Source organism: Leptospira ellinghausenii, assembly GCF_003114815.1.
Lineage (GTDB): Bacteria > Spirochaetota > Leptospiria > Leptospirales > Leptospiraceae > Leptospira_A > Leptospira_A ellinghausenii.
Genome location: NZ_BFAZ01000006.1, coordinates 367,924 through 390,779 on the forward strand (window position 1 = coordinate 367,924; position 22,856 = coordinate 390,779).

The following is a 22,856-nucleotide window of genomic DNA, read 5'->3' on the forward strand; positions in this document are numbered from 1 at the left end:
CCTTTACATGAAAGTGAATGATATTGAAATTACGTGGATTCCCGCTTTAAAATTCAATTCGGATTTGTTTTTTCTCTTTTCTTTCTAACTTCTTCCTTATTTGCAAAAATTCCAAATTCCTTTACAGAAGATATCAAATCGGATTATTCTCAATTTTGGTTTTTATACGAAAGCGAAACCAGAGGCAGACAGAACTTCTTCGCCATTCGTCCTTTTTATATGTCTTTTTCTGACAAAACTTATGCCTTTCGATTTCATAGCTACCTCTCCCCGATTTATTACAAAGAAGAAACCAATTATTGGTACACTTGGTCTTCCTTATTTTTCTTTAGTGGGACTGGTTTTAAACATGAGGAAGGTGATGAAGATGAAGACATTTTATTCACTCCACTTTTTTTATGGGGGAAAGGTGAATCACAAAGAGAAAATTATTACAGTGTATTCCCACTTTATGGAAAAATCAGAAACAAACTCTCCTACCAAGAATTAAATTATGTTTTATTTCCCATCTATTCAGAATGGAGATACAAAACATATAAGGCTAGATCCATTGTATGGCCACTTGTCATGTGGGGAGGTTCGGAAACAAGAGATGACTTTCGGATCTTTCCTTTGTATTCGAAAAAATCAAATGAAGGTAAATACAAACGTTATTCAGTCTTATGGCCTTTTTTCCAATGGGGCGAAGAGAGGTTAGATAAAAAGGAACCAACTTCGTATCAGATTTTTTTTCCATTCTACAACCAAAAGAGTTCCGTAGACGGGAACATGAAAAGTCATGCTTTTCTTTGGTTTCCTTTGCTTAACTCACTTTTTTCGTATGGATATGACAAAAAAACGGGACAAACGAATTACACAGCACTCTTTATATTTTTCCAATACACAACTTCAGTCAAAAAAGATACAGAGAAACTTGTGTTTTTTCCTTTTTATGGCTATTCTTATTTCGCAAACAAAGAAGCCGAATTTATCACTCCTTTTTATATCCGATTGTCTCAGAATACTTCTCATCTCAAATCGACATCTCATTTTATTTTACCATTTTATTCCCATATGAAAAATGAATACGTCCAAACAGGAAGGGAAGATTATTATTGGAAACTTTGGCCATTCTTTCGGTACCACAAAGATCCAGAAGGCAATTTTGGATGGAATACACTCGCAATCATTCCCGTTCGTTTTGAAGTGATGGAAGATGTTTGGGAACCAATTTTTTCTATCATTGAATACAAGAGGTCATCTAATGGAGAAAAACGATTGCACCTGATTACTAGATTGTACACTCATCGTTGGACTCATGATGAAACTCATATCCATATCCCGATCATAATGGAATTTTCAAAAACAAATACAGGCTTTTCATATGAGTTTGCCTACGGACTCTTTGGAATTGATACAAGGGCAGAAACAAATCACTACAAATTCTTTTGGTGGAAAATATGATCCAAATGTATCGCAAAACCATAGAACCTCTTTTGTATGCAATTGGTTATACTGTATTGTTATTATTTCGAGCTATTGGACAATCGCATCATTTGTATTTCAAACGCCGTGAAATCTTAGAACAAATGTTCATTGCTGGAGTTGGATCTTTATTTGTTGTGTCCATTGTATCAGTTTTTACGGGTATGATCCTTGGGATTAACACAGGACTTGGACTTCGCGATTTCGGAGCCGAAGGACAAATCGGACTACTACTTACGATTACATTGACAAGAGAAATGTCTCCTTTTATGACTTCTCTCATCCTTGCAGCATCCGTTGGTTCAGCTATGGCTGCCGAAATCGGAACAATGAAAGTTTCTGAAGAAATTGATGCTTTAGAAGTTATGTCCATTAATCCTGTCCGATACCTTGTGATGCCAAGGATTGTTGGTTTTTCTATTATGGTTCCGGTTCTCTGTGTTTACTCATCCGCATTAGGTATATTAGGTGGTGGTATTGTAGGTCATTTCCAGTTAGGGATTGATATCATTAGCTATTTCCAAGATGTATATTACCGAATTTCATCGGTACCTGGACTAAAAGATTTATATGTTGGCCTTTTAAAAGGTTATGTATTTGGTATATCCATTGCGACCATATCGTGTAGCCAAGGACTTCGTACAGAAGGTGGGGCCATTGGTGTAGGCCAAACAACGAGGAAAGCAGTTGTCACTTCCTTTCTCATGGTCATTTTTTCAGGGTATGTGCTCACAGCCCTCTTCTATAAGTAAAGGACAGTATGGAACCATTTGCCATTGAAATGAAAAATGTTCACAAAACCTTCGGTAAACGTAAAATCCTCAGAGGGATGAATTTACAAGTCAAACAAGGTGAAACGATGGTCATCCTTGGACCTTCTGGAACCGGAAAATCTGTGAGTCTCAAACACATCACAGGTTTGCTTGACCCTGATGAAGGAGATTGTTTTATTTATGGAGAATCCATAGTCCATGCCAATGAAAAAAAACGAGAAGAGTTACGTTCTAAGTTAGGTGTTCTTTTCCAATCGGGGGCTCTTATCAATTGGCTTACCGTGTATGAAAACGTAGCACTTCCCTTACGAGAACATAAAATCGCCGATGGAGTTGAGCTGGATCGGATTGTGATGGAAAAATTACAATGGTTGGATTTGGTTCCGGCAAAGGATACCCTACCCAGTAATATTTCAGGTGGGATGAAAAAACGTGTGGGACTTGCCCGTGCTCTCACATCCCAACCAAAAATCGTCATGTATGACGAACCAACCTCTGGCCTTGATCCAGTGATGTCCAATGTCATCAACGACCTTGTCATTCGTTTACAAAAAGAATTAGGCCTCACATCCATTGTGGTGACACATGATATGAATTCAGCGTATCGAATTGCAGATCGGATTAGTTTTTTATATGAAGGAAAAGTCCAATTTTGTGGAACACCTGAAGAGATCCAAGCGTCCAAAGATCCAGTGATCCAACAATTCATTCATGGAAATACCGTAGGTCCCATGATACTCGACCACTCGGAATTAAAAAAAGGAAAATCCAATTGACTTTGTTCACACAAATAGGAGAAATTTAGGGAATGCCTACCATAGGTCGTGCTCTCATTGTTGGTCTTTTATTCATTTTTTCACTCGTAGCCGTAGGTTATTTTACGATTGTAACGGAAGGTGGACCGTTCCAAAAGTCGGGTTACCAACTCCCTGTTTATTTCCCTGATGCAGAAGGGATTAAAATAGGAAACAAGGTGACCATCCATGGGGTTCCTTTTGGGTATGTTTCCAAAATCCGTTTGGTTCAAATTGATGAAATGGGAAATTTATTACCAGAAGGGGAAACTGGGATTGGAACGAAAGTAGAACTCACCTTACTCCTCAAAGGCAAGGTCCAACTTTTTTCCAATTACGAAATCACGATCAAAAACGAAAGTTTGCTCTCAGGTCGTGTGGTTGCCCTTGACCCAGGGTCCAAATTCCCTGTGGATCCCAAAACCAAAGAATACATGATGGCAGAAGAACCACTCAGTAAAATTGAAATTTCTCCTAAATCGGGGAAACTCCTTCCCATCCAAGGGAAAGTCACCCAAGACCCACTTGTGTCACTCTCAGAGCTCATTGCAGAAAACAGGTCTGATATCCGTAAAACAGTGCAAAATATCGCGAATATCACAGGGAAAATCAACGAAGGCCAGGGAACCTTGGGAAAACTCATCAATGAAAGTGACGTTCACAAATCTGTGAACACGACCTTGGGAGATGCCCAAGTGGTTCTCAAGGAACTGAGAGAAGGTTTGGAAGATACTAGGGAACAAGCCCCCGTCACAAGTTTCATTCGTTCGGCTCTGAGTGCTTTTTAAGGACTAACACGGAGAATACGGCCTCATTTGTAGCAAAAATTAGGTTAAAATCCTGGTTTTCCCGTCCGTCACAATTCCACCACACTGTTGTAAAAAAGAGACATTTTTTTGGATTCGGGTTTCGGTTTTGGTATTGTCCGAGGTCAGATTCCTACAATTTTGTATGTAGGAACTGATTATGCAAACGGCAATCCACAGAAAAACGATCCAAAATTCGATTACACTCAAAGGAATTGGCGTCCATTCTGGTAAAGTGGTGACTCTTCGCCTGCATCCTGCTGAGGCAAATACTGGACTTATCTTTTATCTTTATAGAGGCACCCAAAAAGTCAGAATCCCAGTTTCCCTGGACCATGTGGTAGACACAAGTAACGCAACGACCATCGGCGATGGTAGTTCCAATCGGGTCCAAACCATCGAACACTTACTCGCAGCAGTCCACACCTTAGGCATTACTGATTGTATCTTTGAAATTGATTCCGTAGAAGTTCCGATTATGGATGGATCCTCCCTACCATTTTGGGAAGGCATTCGCTCCGCAGGGATTCGTGTCCTCGACGAAACCGTGGAACCCATTACCATTACAAACCCCATTTGGGTCGTTGACGGGGACAAATACCTCGTAATGCTCCCTTCCGATGAATTAAAAGTCACTTATAGTATCGATTTTAACCACCCACTCCTCAGAGGTCAGTCCTATACCACTACTCTTGACGAATCCATTTTGGGAACGGACATCCTACCTGCGAGAACCTTCGGGTTTTTGAAAGATGTGGAAGCCCTCCAAGCAAGAGGACTTGCTATGGGCGGATCCCTCGACAATGCAGTAGTTCTCACCGATGATGGTTACCTCAACGACCATCTGCGTTATGACAATGAATGTGTTCGCCATAAAATCCTTGACCTAATTGGAGATTTAGCAGTGATGGGTCGTCCTTTCAGAGGCCACCTCATTGCATCCAAAGCGGGTCACGCTCTCGACATTTCCCTTGCAAAATGCATCATGAGCCAAGTGACGGGAAACGAACTCACACAGTACAAAAGCAAACGGATTCCACTTTTCTCTAAAAAAGAAGCCGCGCGGTAGTTCGGATCTTTTTTTACTTTCCAAACTAGCCTAAACCAAAATTATTTTTGGCATAGGTTCGGATGGAAGAAAAAACCACATTTAAAGGCATTTCTGCCTACCCAGGGACGGTCTACGGAAAGGTATTTCGTTGGAAACAATCCAAACGGAAACGGGAAGATCGTACAGACTTAAGCCCTGAGGAAATCAAAGAGGAAATTGAACTCTTAAAAAAAGGCCTCCAAAAGACGGAAGATGACCTTGCCGACCTTGTCCAAAAATCCAAACAGAATGTAGAACTTTCGGAAATTTTAGAATCGCAAATTGTCTTTTTAAATGACCCACTCTTTCGGGCTCGTGTATTTGAACGAATTGCACAAAACAATGAATCGGCGGGGCTTGCTCTGGAAACGGCAGTGAGTTCCTTGTATGATGAATTCCAATCCATTCCTGATGAATTTTTCCGAGAACGAGCCGACCACATTCTCGACATTGGTAAACGAATTGAATCCAATTTGTACCCTGAAAAAGGTGCAGAACCAACGAAAATTCCTGATGATGTCATCCTCATCGCAAAAGAAATCACACCTTCCGAAATGATCCAATTGGGTAAGTCCAAGTTACGTGGGATTGCCACTGACTTTGGTGGGAAAACGGGTCATACAGCCATCATTGCAAGAAATTATGGAATTCCTACCATTGTAGGACTAAAGAATATCACCTCACACGTAGAAGATGATGATTATATTTTACTCGATGCCACAAAGGGAATCCTCAATCGTTCTCCAGCCATCGATGAAATCAAACTTGCAGGGATCAAAAGTGAAATAAAAAAAACGATTCCCATTCGAGAGATCAGCGACGGTCCGAAAGAACTCAAAACAAAAGATGGGAAAAAATTTACCTTACGTGCGAATATCGATTCGGAAGAAGAAGTAGACACTGCTTTTCTCCAAGGTGCCGACGGGATTGGACTTGTTCGGACAGAAATTTTATTCATCCGTTATATCGAATTCAAACCCACAGAAGAAGAACAATTTGCCGTATACAAACGAATTTTACTGAAGATGGTTGGTCGGCCAGTGACCTTTCGTGTTTGGGATATCGGAGCCGATAAAATGGAAAATGGATATGAAGAAGAAAATCCATTTCTCGGAAACAGAGGGATTCGTTACCTATTAAGACACCCTCATTTTTTTAAAGAACAACTTCGTGCCCTCCTTCGCGCGAGTGAATTTGGAACCATGAGGATCATGTTACCAATGATCACAACTCGTTCTGAAATTTTACAAACAAAAGTATTAATCAATGAATGTCTGGAAGAATTAAAAAACTTAGGACTTGTGATCACCAAAAAAATCCCACTGGGCATTATGGTCGAAACTCCTGCATGTGCCTTAAACTTACCCTTCTTAGGAAACCATGTAGATTTTTATAGTATCGGCACAAATGATTTATTACAATACTTACTGGCAGTGGAACGTAACAACCATTTGGTGGGAGATTTGTATAACCCATGGCAAGTTGTGTTTTTACTTTTACTGAAAAACATTGTCGATGTTGCCAATTCCCAAAAAAAACCAATTAGTATATGTGGTGAAATCGGAAGTGATCCAATGTTTACTGCTGTTCTCATTGGTTTAGGGATACGCGATTTGAGTTCGGCTCTCCCTCTCATGAAAGAAGTCGCAGAGAAAGTCACAGAAATTTCCACATGGAAAGCAAAATTACTAGCAGAACAAGTCATCACACTTGCTGGTGAAGAAAAGTTTGAAGAAATTGAAACCTTAGTATTAGAGACAAAAGGATAATCCAAAATCCATTTGTTCACTCATTTCGATTCCAATAATGGGAGGATGGAATTTTTTTTCCAAAGGTAAATTCCCAGAAGAATAAGAGAAGCAATCCAAGAGACAACCACAAAGAGTCCATAAAAATGCACCATACTACCCCATTCTTTTTGGTAACCAGAAAGAATACCCGCCGCATAATGACCAAAGGCTGTGCATAAAAACCAAGTGCCCATTAGAAATGAAGCAAACTTTGTTGGAGCCATTTTACTTACAAATGAAAGTCCAACTGGTGAAAGACAGAGTTCACTCATCGTATTCCAAAAATAGACAAATACTAAAAAGAAGAGGGAAACAGAAACTCCTGTTTCTGCTTGGTTTGCTGCGATGACCATTACCAAAAATCCAATGCCAAGCAAAAACAAACTGATCACAAACTTTAAAATTGGGTTTGGGTTTCGATTGGTTTTTGAGAGAGATGTCCAAAGGAGAGAAACTAAAGGTCCAAAAACCAAAATCATCAAGGGGTTTAATGATTGTAAGATGGAAGCTGGGATTTCAAATCCAAACATATTCCTATCTGTATGGCGTAAGGCAAATAAATTGAGTGAGGAACCCATTTGTTCAAATGCCATCCAGAAAAAAATACTAAAAAAAGAAAGAAGTCCAATCAGTGCAATTTTTGGCATCACATCATTCTGATAACGATTCAGTGAATTGGAACTTTCGTCCGTATACGTTTGATTTGGTGTTTTTGTTTTTTCCCAAATGGATTGTGGAAGGGATTTACTTCCAAAATAAAAAACCAAAATGCCGATTGCCATTCCAAGTCCAGCCGATAAAAAACCCAAATGCCAATCTACTTTTTCACCCAATGTACCGGAAATGATTGGTCCAAGTAAACCACCCACATTAATCCCCAAATAAAAGATGGTAAACCCACTGTCTCTTAAATTGGGCTTCTCTACATATAACCTTCCAAAAATTGTCGAGATATTCGGTTTAAAAAATCCATTCCCTAATGCGAGTAAACATAACCCTAAGTAAAAATAAGATAAACCAGAAATGGCCAAAGAAAGATGGCCAAGTAACATTAAAATGCTACCAAAATAAATTGCAAATCGATAACTCAAATAACGATCGGTGATATACCCTCCAATCACAGGGGTTAGATAAACAAAACTGGTGTAATACGCGTAAATCACACCCGCATCTTTATCTGAAAAACCCAAAGCATTTACAAGATACAAAACAAGTAATGCTCGCATCCCATAATAACTAAGCCTTTCCCACATTTCTGTGAGAAATAAACCGGTGATCCCTTTGGGATGTTCTTCTAGTTTGTTTTCGTTCGACTTTTCCAAATGGTTTCCTCTTGCCCTAATGAAAAATTGACAAACCTTGCTGCGACAAATAGATAATCTGACAAACGATTGATGTAAATTCTAAGATCGTTATGAATCTCTCCACCCGACTCAATGTAAACGAGTAAATCCCTTTCCAACCTACGGCAAATCGTTCGAGCCATATGTAAAGCACTTGAGAAAGGACTTCCCCCTGGCAAAATGAAAAATTTAATTTCGGGAAGGGTTTCCATCAAACGGTCAATTTCTTGTTCCAAAATACTCACATCCTGTGCATTAACGACTGTTCCATCCTTTGCTTCCTTAGGCACATAACCTGCAAGCTCCGAACCTATTTCAAAGAGAAAACTCTGGATATTTTGCAAATGTTCTAAAAAGGAAGTTTGTAGAGTTTCTTTTTTACCAAGGGAAAGTGCAAGACCAATGGTGCTATTCAATTCATCACAGGTACCATACAAATCCACTCGTCTGTCAGTCTTCGAAACTTTTTTCCCAGACGCTAAATACGTTTGTCCGCCGTCGCCAAATTTGGTGTAGATTTTCAAAATCTCAAGACCTCGTACCCTAAATTTTCTTTACAGACATAAGTTTTTTGGTATAGAATCATCTGGAAAGGAAAAATTCACGGGAGAACCAAGGGCAGGCAACCCCTTCTCTCCCCGAAGGAAAGGATTTCTGGAATCTGAATTTTTCTTTTCTCCGCCTGTAGGGAAACAAGCGGGTCATGGACACACAGGAGGGTGTGACAATGATTATCAATCACAACATCAGTGCACTCGTTGCAAAACGGGCACTCACAAACACCAGTCGTGACATGGACAAATCCATGGAACACCTAGCAACGGGTATGCGAATTAACAGACCAGGGGATGATTCCTTGGGTTTTTCCGTATCCGAAAAACTTAGATCCCAAATCCGTGCTTTAGGACAAGCAGAGCGAAATACCCAGGATGGTATGTCGTTTTTACAAGTTACGGAAGGATCTTTGGACCAAGTAAACTCTATCTTACAGAGGTTACGCGAGCTTTCAGTTCAATCAGCTAACGGGATCTATTCGAATGAAGACAGGAAACTTGTCCAATTGGAAGTCTCACAATTAGTGGAAGAAGTGGAAAGAATCGGAACATCTGCAGAGTTTAACAAAGTTAGGCCACTAGATGGTCGATTTTCTCGTGCTGGCAAAAACCCAATGACACTGCAAGTGGGTGCAAACGGATCAGAAAAGATAGAAGTGTTTATCAATACGATGACAAGTTCTTCTTTAAAACTGAAACAAGCTGGAAACAAGTTGACACTTTCAACTCCAAATAAAGCTACCGATTCACTCCAAGTATTGGATGATGCCATTTCTAAAGTGAATCGATTACGGTCGGACTTGGGTGCCTATTACAACCGATTGGATTTAACCTTAAAATCACTGAGTAATAACTACGTGAACATGGTTTCTTCCGAATCACAAATCAGAGATGCAGATATGGCAACAGAAATGGTAGAATACTCCAAAAACCAAATCCTAACCAAATCGGGTGTGGCCATGCTTGCCCAAGCAAATCTCAGACCAGAATCAGTAGTAAAACTCCTCACAGACAGATACTAAGGATTTTAAAGAGATGGAAATCCTCCTTGCAAACAGGGAGGATTTCTTTAAACTTTGTCCGAAACCTTCATCGAGAAGGTGAGCGAGGACAATCACTTTGAAACAAATCATTTCCGGAATCTTATCCCTATCATTACTTACCACAATTTCTTGTGGCCTTTCAGACAACACAAAACGTCTCATCCTAAGTACATCCATTGGATGTGGAGTTGGTCTTGCGTTAGGTGCTGTGTATGATGAGTCACAAAGAAAAAAAGACTCTAAAAACAAAAAGAACGATTTCCAAAGACAAGTGAAAGAATCTCTGGCAATGGAAAAAAAGAAACCTCAAAACAAAGGTAAAATTGTTGGTTTGGGTGCTGGATGTTTAGCAGGACTTGGAACAGGTTTTTATCTCAACACCATGTACGACAACATGGCGGAAGAAATGAAAAAACAAGGTATCACTCTTACGAAAAGTGAACGTGGTGGAGAAACTGTTGCTCTTACAGCCTCAATGGACGGTGGAATCGCATTCGAAGATGGAAAAGCGGATCTCAAAGGAAAAGGAAAAGAAAACATTGATAAATTGGCAGAAGCACTTGCTGCTTACCCTGAAACAAAAGTTAATATCACAGGACATGCAAACCGCACTGGCGCCGAAGACCTCAACCAAAAACTTTCCAATGACCGAGCTGTGACGGCAAAGAATGCCATCATAGAAAACGGTGTAGACGGAAAACGAATTGGAACCGTACAAGGATTAGGTTCTTCTACTCCACTAAAAAATGTTGATCCAAAAGATGGTTCAAACCGCCGTGTCGAAGTGGAAATTGTTCCAGCAAGTTAATTTCAGTTCGTAACAACGAAATAGGGAGAATATCCCATAAAAAAAAGCCTACAAAGAATTCCTTTGTAGGCTTTTTCTTTTTTTGGATAGAACTAAAACGAATCTTTGGATTACATCCCAAGCCCTGGAAATCCACCCATCGCTTGCATTTGTTTTGCTGCCCCAGCCTGTGCATCTTGTAATGCTTTTGTGTAGGCTTCTTGGATGGAACGTTCGAGAAGATTTTTATCCTTTTTTTCCAATAATTCATCTTCAATTTGGATCGATTTCATTTGGAATTTACCATCCAAAGTGACGGATAGAAGTTTATTTTTAGAAATTCCTACAAAATTTAGGCCAGCAAGTTCCTTTTCCATGGTTTTCACTTGCGAACGCATTTTTTTCATCTGTTTGAGCATATCAAACTTGTTTCCACCTGCTCCACCGAACATAATCACCTCTTATCCAATTCAGGATTTTTTTTATCTGAAAGAACGCAAATATAAAACATAGGTTGTCGATACTATAGAATATGATCCATCCAAATTCTCCCTACAAACGAATCTGGGATCTTTTTGTCTTTATTTGTATCACGTACTTTGCTGTAGAAGTGCCTCTCCGACTTGTTTTCCCTCATAAACTTTCAGCTGGTGTCACCCATTTTGAACGAGGGATCCAAATCATTTTTGGAATCGACCTAATTCTCAATTTTTTTACAGCGATTTTGAAAGACAGACTTCTCATCCAAAACAAAAAAATAGTAGCCAAAACGTATTTAAAATCATGGTTTCTCATCGATTTTTTATCTGCTTTTCCCTTTGATATATTTGGTGGATTTTTTTTCGAATACTTCGGTGTCACAGATAGTTTAAAAATTCTTAGATTGTTACGATCAGTTAGAGTCTTTGAGCTCTTTAAATCCTTACGTATGTTAGCTCTTGGTGCTGAATCTGAAGATCGTTTCAAATTATTGGATGTGATCAATCCAATGACATTTCGTTTGATTTTTTTTGTGTATTGGACTTCCCTTTTTGCGCATTGGGTCGCGTGTGGTTGGATCCATTTGACTCCTGAGTTTTTACCGGATAAAGATATGACAACACGTTATATCCGTTCTTTGTACTGGTCGGTTACAACTCTTACAACCATTGGTTATGGGGATATCACCCCCACTACAAACCCACAAACAATTTATACAATGGGTGTGATGATTTTAGGTGTTGGTATTTATGGATATGTGATTGGTAATATTTCCACATTATTATCGAATTTGGATATTTCCCGTGTCACTTTCCAAGAAAAATTAAATACAATTAACTCCTTCATTAAATACAAAAAATTACCTCCTCATTTAGCAAATAGGATCAGATCCTACTACATCAATCTCTGGGAAAACAAACACGGAATTGATGAAAAAGAAATCTGGGACCAACTTCCATCGGGAATCAAAATTGATGTATCTATGTTTTTACACAACCATCTGATTTCTGTGGTTCCATTTTTTAAACATGCACCAGAAGAATTAAAACGAGAAGTCGTTCTCGAATTAAAACCTGCTTATTATATGAAAGGAGATGTGATTTTCCGTGAAGGTGATGTCCCTCATAATATGTATTTTTTATCCAAAGGCCATGTCGAAGTGATCAAAGAAAAGTCAGGAGAACTACTCGCAACTTTAAATTCGGGATCATTTTTTGGTGAGATGAGTTTGATTGACGATTCTTTGCGTACAGCAACGATCAAAGCAGGTTCTTATTGTGATGTCTACACTCTTAGTCGGGAAGCATTTGCCGAAATTTTAAAACACCATCCAAGTTTTGCAGTTCATATTCAAGCAATTGCTGCTGAACGAAAAAAACACCAATCGAGTTTCGAACCAAAAAATTAAAATTTGTTCGTTACAATCGAATTTGGGAAATCGAATTATCCGGGTCTACAAGGGCAATGGTTTCATCTGCCAAACGGTCAAACGCATACCAAGCATTTGTATCCTTTTTTAAAGATTCTTGTTTTTCCGTTTTTGCCTTTATGGATTCTGATTTTGGAATTTCCCCTAAAGTGGGAATTTCTTCAATAGCTTTTAATTTTTCTAATAGTTCTCGATGTTTTTTGGAAGGTCCAAACCAAGAAGGAACAAAGGCAATTTTTTTCTTTTGGCTAAAAACAGTTTCTGTTTGTGTGATTTCATCTAACAAAAGATTAACGGCCCGAATGGTCCATTTACTGGGTGTGACGGGAATTAAAATGAGTTCCGAATTATAAATCGCAGTTGTAAGCTCATGTTTTGCGGAACCCGGAGTATCAATCACAACAAATTGGTAATTTTTACGTATTTCTTCTAAAGAACGTTTGAACTGAAGGCACAAACTTGTGGAATCAGGATTGTATTTTGTGAGTTTTGCTAAACTGAGTGTGGAAGGTAAAACATCGAAGTGTTTGGTTTTTCGAATGCAGTCGGAAATTTTTTTCATTCCGAGAAGGACACTCATGACATTCGATTCATCTAAGGCAGATAAATCCAAATCAGGCAAAGAAAAGTCTGTTAAATCCCCTTGCATATCCATATCAACAATGAGCGTTTTCCCTCTTCTTGCTAAAGCACAAGCCAAGTGGGCAGCCGTCGTGGATTTACCACTTCCCCCTTTGATATTGGAAACTGAAATCACCTTCATGGGGCTAGGATCCTCTAGAATTCATCCATTGACCACTGATTTTTTTTTGAATTTTCCTTGGAAAGGACTTCGACCTACTTAAATTTGTTCCTGTTATGGCATTCACAATTCGATTCCGAGTATGGGACAAACAAGAGAAAGAATTCACCCAAAAAGGATTTTCATTAACCTTAGATGGAAAATTACTAAAATTTGGGCAACCCATTCCAAACGAAGATAATTATGTGATTAATTGTTTCACAGGCTTAAAAGATAAGTATGACAAAGAATTATATGAAGAAGACATCATTGAGCATACAGTTGCCAAAGGCGGAAACTTAACTCAACATACAGGCATTATACGATACAATCACGAACACGGTGCATTTTATTTAGAAAACGGGCCGCCACTCTTGCAATTATTCTCCATTCGAAAAGTTGGTAATCCTTATGAAAATCCGATTCTGTATGATCTGTATTTAAAAAGTAAATCTTGATCTATTTTCGAAACCTTTTAACGTTTTTTTTCCTTTTTACAATCCCTCTAAATGCCAATCCACTTTTAGAGGGTTATTGGGATGCCATTCAAAAATCAAAAGAAACTTTTGAACTAGAAGATGCTAGTCCCAAACGATTTCGGTTTGGTTTTACCAACCAAAGTCCTTCCTTCATTCACAAAGAGACCTTTAATCATGAAGTGTTTTGGTTTTGCCAAAAGTATATCGAAAAATACCACTCAAACTACCCTTATCCAAGACTCAAAGAAGACATACGTTCCCACTTAAATGATTTGTATGGAGATCTTTCCCAAAATTTTTTAAGTGGTAAAACAAGTTTCACATGTTTCTCTGGGTGGAAAAATGGAAGTTCCCTTTTAAAAATTCATTTTTTCCTAAACGAAAATGAATTTTATCCCTACCGTTATGATCATTTTAACCAAAGTGGTCAACTGTATCTGACTGAAGAAGATGAAACCAAAAATGGTAAAAAGGATAGTTTTACTTATTATGCTAGTAATGGTTGTCCAAAAGAAATCACAAAAGACAAAAACGATTTTGGAGGTATAGATGAATGGTGGTACTACCAAAATTGTAAACTTGTGAGAATTGAGTATGATGCAAATGAAAATGGATTCAAGGAAAGAATTTGTTATTATGAAAACAATAAGGAAACCTATTGTGATGGTGTTGGTGAAAAAGAAGAAAGGGAAGCTGTATCTTTAGAAGCCTTAGAAAAACACAAAGAAGCATTAAAATTTTACCGTAAATCCCTCATTGAATACAAAAAGGAAGTTCCCAATGGAACCCTTCGCACTTGTTCCTTACTTCGGAAAATCGCAAACATTGAATACAATGAAAGGGAATTTAATTCTTTTACAAAAACTTTGGATGAATTTTTTTCGTATCGAGTTTGTGAATCCGATTCTTTAGATGTTTTACTTTATAAATCCTATTATTATCTTTATGTTTTAAATGATTATTCTTCTGCGAAGGAAAGTTATAAAAAAACGGCCGAAATTTACCGCAAGGTTCATGGAGAAATTAGTCCCGAAATTTCTCTCAACTTGGCCTATGCTTATTTGATGTCAAAGGAACCAAAAGCATGTTTAACGAGTTTAGAAAAACTTAACTCGAGAAGGCTTATGGCATATCCTAGATTTTTCCTTTTTTATTATAGAGGCTCCTGTGAATTAAGTTTAGGTAATTTTGAAGAGGCTTATACCAATTTAAAAAGGGCACAGATTTTAGGCGGAGAAAAGGTATTTTTACCCATCGTGTATTACAAATTAGCGAGAGTTTCCTATGCAACCAAACGTGAAACTGAAGGTAAACTTTGGTTAGACCAAGCTCTTTATCTCGATCTAGACCTCTTCCATAAATTAGAAGGAGACCCACTTTTCCTCAATTTTTTGGAATCTCCTAGTGGTAAAACTTACCGATCAAAATATTACTTGAATAAAGTACGGAAGCAGTGAGAGTTTAGTCCCTACGGAGATAGATTTGATTCATGAAAAATTTCACAACGCTGAATGATGTATTTTATTATGCCAAGAGAACCTATGGTTCTAAGGAGATGTTCTTTGCAAAAGACAATGCAAAAAATTTCAAAGGACGCACTTTTTCCGACATCTTTCACGAAGCAGAAAATTTAGCCTTATCCCTTTTACAAATGGGCTTACAACCTGGAGATCGTATCGGTCTTATGGCAGATAACCGAACCGAGTGGGCCATTGCAGACATTGCCACGCTTTTAAATGGAGCAGTCAATGTTCCGAGAGGATCGGACTCCACAGCACAGGAAATCGAATACATCTTAAGTCATTCCGAAAGTAAGTATTGTTTTGTAGAACACGAAAAACTTTACGACATGTTAAAACCAATATTTTCCAATACAAAAGTGGAAAAGGTAATCATCTTAGATCCAAACTTTGTCTCCAAAGATTCTTTTGCGATTAGTTTACCCACACTAATAAAAGAAGGTGAATCACTTCGAAAAAACCTCCCTTCATTAGAATTGCGTTCCAAACAAGTAAAACCAGATGATTTATTTACTATCATTTATACTTCCGGTACAACAGGAATGCCGAAGGGTGTGATGTTAACACACCAAAATATGGTGTACAATGTCGTAAAGGTTCCTCCACGAGTAGGCCTTAGGTCTTCTGACCGAACACTTTCCATCTTACCTGTTTGGCATATCTTTGAAAGAGCCATTGATTATGCGATCATTGCAGAAGGTGCCTCAATCGCGTATACTAACATTAGAGATCTACGTGATGATTTTCAAAAAATCAAACCAAGTTTTATGGCATCCGCTCCTAGACTTTGGGAAAACTTATACTTAGGTATCAAACAAAAATTAGAAAAAGCTCCAGAAAACAAAAAGAAACTTTTTGATTTTGCCTATGATATCTGTAAAAAATTCAAAGATGGTCAAGATTATTTAGCAGGAAATAAATTACTCACCAAAGAAGAGTCTCCATTTGAAAGGATGAAAAACACAACCGTCTCCATTGGTTATGTGCTCAATTTATTTTTACTTGCAAAAGTTCTGGATGGACTCGTATTTTCAAAAATTAGAGATGTTTTAGGTGGCCAATTGATTGGAACCATTTCTGGTGGAGGAGCCTTACCTTCCCATGTAGACGAGTTTTTTAATGTCATTGGAATCCCTGTTTATGAAGGGTATGGAATGACAGAATGTGCCCCCATCATCTCTGTTAGGTCTGTTGGACATGTTGTCCAAGGTTCTGTTGGAAAATGGCCGGATGGAACAGTAGTTAAAATAGTGAATGAACAAGGGGAATCTGTTCCCAAAGGGAAAATGGGTGTCATTCATATCAAAGGACCTCAAGTGATGAAGGGGTATTACAAAAACGAAGAAGCCACAAAAAAAGCCATCGTAGATGGTTGGATGAATACAGGTGACTTAGGTTTTATCTCATTTAATGATACACTTTCTGTTCGAGGAAGAGTGAAAGACACGATTGTATTACTTGGTGGTGAAAACGTAGAACCTGTTCCCATTGAAAATTTACTTTTAGAAAATGCGATGATCAACCAAGTGATTGTGGTAGGCCAAGACCAAAAATCCTTAACAGCTTTGATTTGGCCTGATAAGGACCGAATGAAGGAGGCCGGATTACAATGGAAAGATGGAGAAGACCTCAACCAAAATAAAGATGTTAGGTTGTATTACCAAAACATTGTTAAAAAACAAATCTCTTCTGAAAATGGATTCAAATCATTTGAAAAACTATCTGATTTTCGCTTTTTACCGAAAGCAATGGAAGTTGGTGATGAACTCACCAACCTTTTCAAAATGAAACGAAATGTCATCCATGACAAATACAAAGATCTCATCAAATCAATGTATAACTAAAGGGATTTGATGATTTTCCCCACTACCTCTCCTAAATCTTTTGATATTTGGGGGAGGTTTTGGATTCCCTCTAACTCTCTTTTGGCGATCCTTGGTAAATTCCCAATTTGTTTGGAACTTTGTGAAAACAATTTTGTAAGTCCCGCCGCAATTTGAGGATTGATTCCGTTCAATTGTTTGATTCGTTCTGCAATGACCACATACCCTTTCCCCTCTTGTTCATGAAAAGACAATGGATTTCTCGCAAAACTAAAATACAAAGATCTTACCTTATTTGGATTTTTGAGATTAAATTTGGTATGTTTTTCCAAACGTTCCAAGTCAGAAATATGGTTTTCACCAGTGGCCACTTGTGCTGCAAACCAAACATCTAATACCAAGGCATCCTGTTTCCAATGATCATAAAAGAGTGAAATCGCCTGATCTTTTTCTTTGGACCCAATTTCAATTAGGCTTCGAAGAGCAAAAATTTCTTCACTCATATGTTTTGCATCTCTTTGTTGTGAAATGGCAAGGCTTTCAAACGATTTTTTTGGATGGTGTAACAAATAGTAAAGTGCTGTATTTTTTAATCTTCGTTTTCCAATTTCATCTTTAGATTGTTTTGGAATTGTTTTACGATTTTCTTCATACAAAAACTGGAATTCTTTTGTAAAGGTTTCTGAGATTGTTTGGATGGCAAATTTCCGAAGGGATTCCACTTGTTTATAATCAAAAAATTGAAGGTTTTCACAAAATTGCATCAATGAAGGAAAGGTTAAGTAAAAGCTAAAATAAGTTTTGTCCCAATCTTTTTTGAAACTCGATTGAATGATCTCTAAAACTTCGGTTAGGTTCTCTTTTTTGTTTTCATCCTTTAAGCTTTCAGACATCCATAAAAAAATAAGGTTTTGAAAGGAAAAAAACCTGGAGACTCCATCTGGCTCATGTTCTGCCAAAATTCGGATCTCTTCTTTTGTCATTTCTGATTTTAAAAGAACTGGACTCGACATCCCTCGAAAAAAAGAAACAATTGGTTTAGATTCGGAATCTTTTGGCGTTTTAATTCTGATTTCATCTAGAGTTCCTTCTTGGATTCGTTTGTTTTCAGTAATCAATTTTCCATTCGAATCAAACGCTGCGTAAGAATTGACAAACACTAGAGGTAAATTTGTATCCGTGTAATCCTTAAGTTGATACACCCATTCTTGATTCTTTTGGTCAAATGATTCCTTCACATTTAAAATAGGAGTCCCACTTCGGTGGTACCAATTGCGTATATAAGGAATTGGTTTGCCGTATGCTCTTTCCATACTGGAGATAAATTCTTCAAAAGTGACACCTTGGCCATCAAAACGAGTGAGGTAATCCTGTAGGCCTTTTTTAAATACCTCTCTTCCAAGGATTTGAGAAACCAGACGTATGACTTCTGCCCCTTTTTCATACACTGTCACTGTATAAAAATTATTCATTTCTGTGTATGATTTTGGTATGATGGGATGAGCCATAGGACCTTGGTCTTCAGGGAATTGGTGTTCTTTCAAAAACAAAATGTCTTTGATGCGTTTGACGGCGGGGTCAGTCATGTCTTCCGTAAACCATTGGTCGCGAAATACGGTAAGACCTTCTTTTAAGGTTAAATTGAACCAGTTCCGTAAAGTAACACGATTCCCAGTCCAATTATGAAAGTATTCATGACCAATCACAGCCATGATTGATTCAAAGGTTTCATCTGTTGCCGATTTTTTATCAGCTAGTACGAGTTTTGCGTTAAAAAGATTTAAACCTTTATTTTCCATCGCTCCCATGTTAAAATCTTCCACGGCGACAATCATAAATAAATCTAAATCATACTCTAATCCAAAGGTATCCTCATCCCACTTCATCGCTTGTTTTAAGGATTCAAATGCAAAACTGACTTTTTCTTCATTTCCTTTTTCGACAAAAATTTTGAGTGTGACAATCCTTCCTGATTTGGTAACAAACTCATCTTTTGTTTCGATTAATTCTCCCGCAACAAGAGCAAACAAATACGTTGGTTTAGGGTATGGATCCTCCCAAACCACTACTCTTTTGCCATTGACTGGAGGGTGTTCTTCTTTTAAATTTCCATTCGACAACATAACAGGGAAATAACTCGGATCACCAGCAATGGTAACGGTAAACTGCATCATATTGTCTGGGCGATCAATGGAATAAACAATCTTACGAAAACCTTCCGGTTCGTTTTGTGTACACAACATTGAGCCAGATTGGTACAATCCTTCTAAACTCGTATTTTGGTTGGGGCAAATGCGGTTTTCAACCGTGAGTTGGAAAACCTCACCTGGTGGTTCCAAGAGTTCTAAACCCAAATCGGTGATTTTATATTCGGAAGGGTCAACAACCCTTCCATTCACTCGCAGGGATAAAAATTCCAAATTTTCCCCATTCAAAAATAAGGGAGAAATTTTCGTTCCATTGGACTTTACCTCGTAATCGGCTCTGACCACAGTGAGGTGAGGGTCCAAATCGAAGCGCAAATGAACCTTTGGGGTGAACCAAAGGCAGGGTGAATAATCTTCTATTTTATGAACAGTAGATACAGAGGATGAAGTCATCCTCCTTCTTTATTTGGTAGTAGTGGTAAGAAAAGTGAATTTTAGTTCTGTTTTTCTTTTCTTTTGTCCTCGGCGAACGTAACTTTTAGATTGCGACCATCCACAGGTTGGCCATTCATTTGAGCCACTGCTTCCTCCGCTTCACTTGGATTTGCATAAGTGATAAAGGCAAACCCTCTAAAATTACCGGTCTCACGATCATGTATCATTTTCAAATCTTGGATCACTCCATACACTGAAAAAATTTGCCGGATATTCTCTTCCTTGAGGGAAAATTTTAAATTCCCTACATAAATTTTATTTGAAACCATTCCTGTCCTCTTAAAAAGAAATGCATGCCCCAAGTACCTTGGAACGGCTAAATTAGAACCAAAGAAGTGAACTTGTCAACTGCAAATAATTCTTGCATAATCTGGAGATTCGGATTCATTTGAAACGCTTCTCCAGGAATCCCCTTGAACGAAAAACCTTACATCTTATGCATTGATGATGAATTCTTTATCCTCTGGAACCTGAAAGAACAACTGAAGAAAGTCTTTGGTTCAGGGTTTACCATAGAAACTGCTGAAAGTGCAGAAACTGCCAAAGAAATTATGAAAGAAATTGATGGCAGTGGAGCTGATTTAGCGGTTGTCATCTGCGACCATGTGATGCCAGGCCAAAAAGGTGATGAATTTCTAATCGAAATGCAAAAAACCCATCCCCGTACAAAAAAAATCATGTTAACGGGACAGGCTCCTGCGCAGGCCATAGGGAATGCACTCAATCATGGATGTTTGTACCGATACTTATCCAAACCATGGGATGCACATGATTTGGAACTCACCATCAAACAGGCAATCGACGCTTTTTTCCAGGAAAAATCTTTGGAAGAAAAAAACAAAGAATTAGCTGATTCTTTGTATTTCCACCGTGATACAAAATTTCCAAATTTTGAATCCCTAGCAAAAGAACTCAAAAACAATAATATTTCGAATACAAACCAATCGATTTTACTCATCAAAATTGTAACCTTCCCAACAATCATCAAAACCTTTGGGATCGAAGTTTACCGAAAGATCTTTCGTAAATTATTACAACTACTCACAGTACATTTACAAAATGAACATAAGGTATTCCATCTGTATTCGGATGAAATTGCCATTCTTTCCAATCTCACCGAACAAGCACTAGTTGACACGATCCGTAGTTTCCGAATGATGCTCAAATCAGATGAATTTTTTTTAGATGGAGTCGGTTTCCATTTGGACTGCCGGTATGCATCAGCCACAGGACAAGAAGATTGTTACTACAAAGCAAAACTAGCCCTGTTCCAAGCAGAAATACAAAACTCAATGGATTTTGTATCCTATACTGAAGATTTATCAACAGACCACCACTTACAGAACTTTCAACTCAGCCAAAAAATACATTCTGCCATTTCCAATAAACAAATTGTTCCTTATTTCCAAGGAATTTTGAACAACCAAACAAAGGAAATACGAAAGTTTGAATGTTTAGCAAGGATTAAAGACCGAGATACAATTTTAACCCCAGATGTTTTTTTGAAATTAGCAAAAGTTACGGGAAGCATACGTATGATTGGTTTACAAATGATTGATGAGTCGATGCAGTATTTTTCCAATTTCACTTATGATTTTTCGATCAATTTAACCGAATCAGAATTAGAATATAAAAGTTTTAGCAAATGGGTAGAATCAAGGCTCTCCCATTATAAAATAGATCCTACACGAGTGACCTTTGAGATCTTAGAAGACATCAGTTTTTCTGAACACAAACATAGTTTATCTACCATCAAGGATTTAAAATCGATAGGTTGCCAAATTGCAATCGACGATTTTGGTGTACAATATTCTAACTTAGCAAGGTTATTGGAATTTAACCCTGATTATTTAAAAATTGATGGTAAGTTCATTAAAAATCTACCTGAAAACAAAACAGCATACTTATTAGTACAAGGAATCGTAGACTTAGCACGAGGAATTGGCGCAAAAGTAGTTGCCGAATTTGTAGATCGCCCCGCCATACAAGATTTAGTTGAGTCCTTGGGAATTGATTATTCCCAAGGGTATTTGTTTATGAAACCTTCAGCTTCTATTCCAGAATCTGCTAGTCTCAAATTATAATGGATTTGGTGGTTTCTTAAAATGGAAAAAGAATTACGTTGGTCCGACCATAAATCGAAAAATTTACGTTTGGTTCGAATCATACTCGTAGGTAGTGAATTAATCAGCATTGCCTTACTTGGAATCGTTTTTTCAATGACAAGATTCAAAGAAACTGATTTTCTCAGTTTTGGAATTGTTGGGATCTTTATGATTCTATTTTTTGCACTCCCTCATATTCTTTTGGCTTTCACTACCAAACCAAAAGAAACTGTTTTAGATTTAGAATCAAAAACCATCCATTGGTTTGAACGAAAAAAGGAAATCAAAACCTTACCTTTTCAGAGTATTAACTCTATTTCCTATTCTGAATATACGTATACAGTGAAAACAAAAAATGGAAGCAGAACTGTTACTGTTTACACGGTTATAGCAAATGTAGGTTTGGAAAAAATCCAACTCATTGAAGGGACTAACTATTCTAAATTACGATTTGATGGTGAAATACTTTGTAAACATTTAAAAGTACCAATCCTCACTTCCGATGGACTCACCATTCAACCTTCTGAATTAGATTTACCGATCCATAAACGAAAAATCTCCCAATCCATTTTGGACCAAGAGATTCAATTTTCAAAAGATTCTGAGTTATCTGTTTTAAAACAAAACCAAAAGGTTATACTGAAATCGAATTATAAACAACGAATTTTAGTTTTTGTTGCGTTCTGTGTCAGTGTTGCCCTAACACTCATTATACAATTTGCTATCGGAGATCTTTTTTCCCTATCTGTTTCTCATTGGGAATCGTTTCCTGCAACAGCAGGACAAATGGTTTTCTTATTTCTAAATTTAGTTTTAGGATTCTTTCCTTTTTTATATGTCCTTTTCCAGCAAAATCGTGTAAAAGAAATTTCCATCACAAAAACTTCTATCGAGTGGTATGGAAAGGAATATCCATTCCAAACTTGGGAAGATTTAATCCAAATGGACTCGAAACTTTGTTTGGTGAATGATACAGAATTAGTAAGCTTTTCGTTGTTTTATTTTTGTGAGACGAGTGACATAACGAACGTTAGACACTGGATTTTAAAACAGATTTTTGAAATCTCAGGGAATGATCCTGATTTATTACGATTCGGTTGAAAAGAAAGGCTCCCTGGAACTAGTATCCAATGGAGCCTAAACTAACCTCTGA

General features: G+C 37.8%; 20 protein-coding genes. 14 read left to right on the forward strand and 6 right to left on the reverse strand.

Annotation, left to right across the window (positions count from 1 at the left end):
- The first annotated feature begins 33 nt into the window (after positions 1-33).
- From DI076_RS07035 to ptsP, 6 genes are all read left to right on the forward strand, one after another.
- Positions 34-1,443 carry a hypothetical protein gene (locus DI076_RS07035; RefSeq protein ID WP_108959237.1) on the forward strand — a complete coding sequence of 470 codons (1,410 nt, stop codon included), beginning with the start codon at positions 34-36 and terminating at the stop codon, positions 1,441-1,443.
- Positions 1,440-2,216: an MlaE family ABC transporter permease gene (locus DI076_RS07040; protein WP_100728023.1), complete on the forward strand. Its 777-nt coding sequence runs from the start codon at positions 1,440-1,442 to the stop codon at positions 2,214-2,216. The genes DI076_RS07035 and DI076_RS07040 overlap by 4 nt, the downstream gene beginning before the upstream one ends.
- An 8-nt stretch (positions 2,217-2,224) precedes the next feature.
- Positions 2,225-3,013: an ABC transporter ATP-binding protein gene (locus DI076_RS07045; protein ID WP_108959238.1), complete on the forward strand. Its 789-nt coding sequence runs from the start codon at positions 2,225-2,227 to the stop codon at positions 3,011-3,013.
- 32 nt (positions 3,014-3,045) lie between these two features.
- Positions 3,046-3,819 carry a mammalian cell entry protein Mce gene (mce, locus tag DI076_RS07050; RefSeq protein WP_108959239.1) on the forward strand — a complete coding sequence of 258 codons (774 nt, stop codon included), beginning with the start codon at positions 3,046-3,048 and terminating at the stop codon, positions 3,817-3,819.
- Positions 3,820-3,997: 178 nt separating this feature from the next.
- A complete protein-coding gene (lpxC, locus tag DI076_RS07055) occupies positions 3,998-4,906 on the forward strand; it encodes a UDP-3-O-acyl-N-acetylglucosamine deacetylase (protein ID WP_108959240.1) in 909 nt (302 codons plus the stop codon).
- A 62-nt stretch (positions 4,907-4,968) separates the two neighbouring features.
- Entirely contained in the window at positions 4,969-6,696 is a 1,728-nt protein-coding gene (gene ptsP, locus DI076_RS07060; protein ID WP_108959241.1) for a phosphoenolpyruvate--protein phosphotransferase, read from the forward strand.
- Between the two features lie 20 nt (positions 6,697-6,716).
- Here ptsP and DI076_RS07065 read toward each other — a convergent pair whose 3' ends face one another.
- The gene (locus DI076_RS07065) at positions 6,717-8,039 is read right to left on the reverse strand and encodes a peptide MFS transporter (protein WP_108959242.1); all 1,323 of its coding nucleotides are present in this window, start codon (positions 8,037-8,039) and stop codon (positions 6,717-6,719) included.
- Positions 8,012-8,584 (reverse strand): cob(I)yrinic acid a,c-diamide adenosyltransferase, encoded by a 573-nt coding sequence (locus DI076_RS07070; RefSeq protein WP_108959243.1) that lies wholly within the window; start codon positions 8,582-8,584, stop codon positions 8,012-8,014. The genes DI076_RS07065 and DI076_RS07070 overlap by 28 nt, the downstream gene beginning before the upstream one ends.
- 203 nt (positions 8,585-8,787) lie before the next feature.
- On the opposite strand from DI076_RS07070, the gene DI076_RS07075 reads away from it, so the two are divergent.
- Both DI076_RS07075 and DI076_RS07080 read left to right on the forward strand, forming a co-directional pair.
- Complete coding sequence (locus tag DI076_RS07075) at positions 8,788-9,636, forward strand: flagellin N-terminal helical domain-containing protein (RefSeq protein ID WP_108959283.1); 849 nt, start codon at positions 8,788-8,790, stop codon at positions 9,634-9,636.
- A gap of 97 nt (positions 9,637-9,733) precedes the next feature.
- Positions 9,734-10,465 carry an OmpA family protein gene (locus tag DI076_RS07080; RefSeq protein ID WP_108959244.1) on the forward strand — a complete coding sequence of 244 codons (732 nt, stop codon included), beginning with the start codon at positions 9,734-9,736 and terminating at the stop codon, positions 10,463-10,465.
- Positions 10,466-10,575: 110 nt separating this feature from the next.
- Here the strand turns inward: DI076_RS07080 and DI076_RS07085 are convergent, their stop codons facing one another.
- A complete protein-coding gene (locus tag DI076_RS07085; protein WP_100728017.1) occupies positions 10,576-10,896 on the reverse strand; it encodes a YbaB/EbfC family nucleoid-associated protein in 321 nt (106 codons plus the stop codon).
- An 80-nt stretch (positions 10,897-10,976) separates the two neighbouring features.
- On the opposite strand from DI076_RS07085, the gene DI076_RS07090 reads away from it, so the two are divergent.
- Entirely contained in the window at positions 10,977-12,332 is a 1,356-nt protein-coding gene (locus DI076_RS07090; protein ID WP_108959245.1) for an ion transporter, read from the forward strand.
- 10 nt (positions 12,333-12,342) lie between these two features.
- Here the strand turns inward: DI076_RS07090 and DI076_RS07095 are convergent, their stop codons facing one another.
- Positions 12,343-13,116 carry a ParA family protein gene (locus DI076_RS07095; RefSeq protein WP_108959246.1) on the reverse strand — a complete coding sequence of 258 codons (774 nt, stop codon included), beginning with the start codon at positions 13,114-13,116 and terminating at the stop codon, positions 12,343-12,345.
- A gap of 95 nt (positions 13,117-13,211) precedes the next feature.
- On the opposite strand from DI076_RS07095, the gene DI076_RS07100 reads away from it, so the two are divergent.
- From DI076_RS07100 to DI076_RS07110, 3 genes are read left to right on the forward strand one after another with little or no spacing between them, the layout of a single operon-like run.
- The gene (locus DI076_RS07100) at positions 13,212-13,592 is read left to right on the forward strand and encodes a YopX family protein (protein WP_100728014.1); all 381 of its coding nucleotides are present in this window, start codon (positions 13,212-13,214) and stop codon (positions 13,590-13,592) included.
- Positions 13,589-15,070: a tetratricopeptide repeat protein gene (locus DI076_RS07105; RefSeq protein ID WP_108959247.1), complete on the forward strand. Its 1,482-nt coding sequence runs from the start codon at positions 13,589-13,591 to the stop codon at positions 15,068-15,070. Before DI076_RS07100 ends, DI076_RS07105 begins: the two co-directional genes overlap by 4 nt.
- A gap of 32 nt (positions 15,071-15,102) precedes the next feature.
- The gene (locus DI076_RS07110; RefSeq protein WP_108959248.1) at positions 15,103-16,977 is read left to right on the forward strand and encodes an AMP-dependent synthetase/ligase; all 1,875 of its coding nucleotides are present in this window, start codon (positions 15,103-15,105) and stop codon (positions 16,975-16,977) included.
- On the opposite strand, the gene pepN is transcribed toward DI076_RS07110, so the two are convergent.
- Together pepN and DI076_RS07120 are read right to left on the reverse strand one after the other, a co-directional pair.
- Positions 16,974-19,556 (reverse strand): aminopeptidase N, encoded by a 2,583-nt coding sequence (gene pepN, locus DI076_RS07115; RefSeq protein ID WP_108959249.1) that lies wholly within the window; start codon positions 19,554-19,556, stop codon positions 16,974-16,976. The two genes, DI076_RS07110 and pepN, sit on opposite strands and share 4 nt — an antisense overlap.
- A gap of 41 nt (positions 19,557-19,597) precedes the next feature.
- On the reverse strand, positions 19,598-19,867 hold the full coding sequence (locus DI076_RS07120; protein ID WP_100728010.1) for an RNA recognition motif domain-containing protein: 270 nt from the start codon (positions 19,865-19,867) through the stop codon (positions 19,598-19,600).
- A gap of 144 nt (positions 19,868-20,011) precedes the next feature.
- Between DI076_RS07120 and DI076_RS07125 the strand changes: the two genes are divergently transcribed.
- Both DI076_RS07125 and DI076_RS07130 read left to right on the forward strand, forming a co-directional pair.
- The gene (locus tag DI076_RS07125; protein ID WP_108959250.1) at positions 20,012-21,682 is read left to right on the forward strand and encodes an EAL domain-containing response regulator; all 1,671 of its coding nucleotides are present in this window, start codon (positions 20,012-20,014) and stop codon (positions 21,680-21,682) included.
- A gap of 21 nt (positions 21,683-21,703) precedes the next feature.
- Positions 21,704-22,804, forward strand: a complete 1,101-nt coding sequence (locus DI076_RS07130; protein WP_108959251.1) for a hypothetical protein — start codon at positions 21,704-21,706, stop codon at positions 22,802-22,804.
- Positions 22,805-22,856: the final 52 nt, after the last annotated feature.